The organism is Candidatus Magnetobacterium casense (assembly GCF_019173545.1).
In the GTDB taxonomy this organism is placed as follows: domain Bacteria; phylum Nitrospirota; class Thermodesulfovibrionia; order Thermodesulfovibrionales; family Magnetobacteriaceae; genus Magnetobacterium; species Magnetobacterium cryptolimnobacter.
Window position 1 is genome coordinate 1 of record NZ_JABXWD010000752.1, and the last position, 1,136, is coordinate 1,136.

General features: G+C 50.6%; 1 protein-coding gene. It reads right to left on the bottom strand.

Features of this window, described 5'->3' with window-relative positions:
* Positions 1-1,054: HDIG domain-containing metalloprotein (locus tag HWQ67_RS19275; protein WP_255317363.1), on the bottom strand; the 1,054-nt coding region annotated here is incomplete at its 3' end.
* Positions 1,055-1,136 lie beyond the last annotated feature (82 nt).

The window sequence follows — 1,136 nt, forward strand, 5'->3', positions numbered from 1 at the left end:
CGCGTGAGGCCGCCTCAATGGCATCGGCTATCATGACCAGTGCTGCCACCTTGCTCTGCGGCCTTGGCCCGGGGTACCTGTAGTCTTCCTCTTTTGGTGGCTCGGACTGTTCCTCTTTTGCCTTCTGGTAGAAGAACATCATGATGCTCCTGCCGTGGTGTTGCGTGATGATGTCCTTTACGGGTTCGGGGAGGTTGTACTCATCGGCCAGCTCCAGGCCCTCCTTGACGTGCGAGATCAGGATGAGACTGCTCATGTGCGGGGTCAGTTTTTCGTGTTTGTTTACGGCATTTGATTGATTTTCGATAAAGTAGTCGGCCATCTTGATCTTGCCGATGTCGTGGTAGTATGCGGTGACCCTGGCAAGGAGCGGATTGACACCCACGTCCTCAGCCGCCGTCTCCACGAGGTTGCCCACGATCACGCTGTGGTGATAGGTGCCGGGGGCGTTTATCATCAGGGACTTCATCAACGGCTGGTTGAGGTCCAGCAGCTCCAGGAGCGTTATGTCGGTGTTTACCTTAAACGTGTACTCGAGCACGGGCAGGATAATCGACACAAATGCCGCCACGCTTATCCCCGATGTTGCGGCAAAGATAATGGGTTGCAGGATGTGCTGCGTCAGATATCGCTCGTGTAAGGAGACCACTATGGCCGATATGATATTGACCCCGCTGATGTACATGCCACCCTTAATGAGGTCGGTGCGCTTCTTGCATCGGAGCACACTGAAAACAGCTACAATGCTGCCCGTAAAAACGTAAAAGCCATAAAAGGCATCCTCCTGCCATATGCCGCTTATCATGCTTATGATAAATGAGAATATTATGGCCGTGTGTGAGTCAAACAACAGACAGATGAGCATTGGCCCCACCTCTAACGGTATCCCGTAGATAATGGCCTTGTGATTGATAAAACCCATCCCCTTGGAAAAATTCAAAAACAGATACTCCACCCCCCTGCCAAAGACAATGGTGCCTATCAACAACAGCATCAGCAGGATCAACATCTTGTTTTTCTTCGTGTATGCCGGTTTGTAACGAAATATATCCATCAGCACAATTGACATCAAGATGAGGCATACAAACAGTACAGCCAGAAAATTGACTGCATCAAAACCCCGTACTATCGTCATC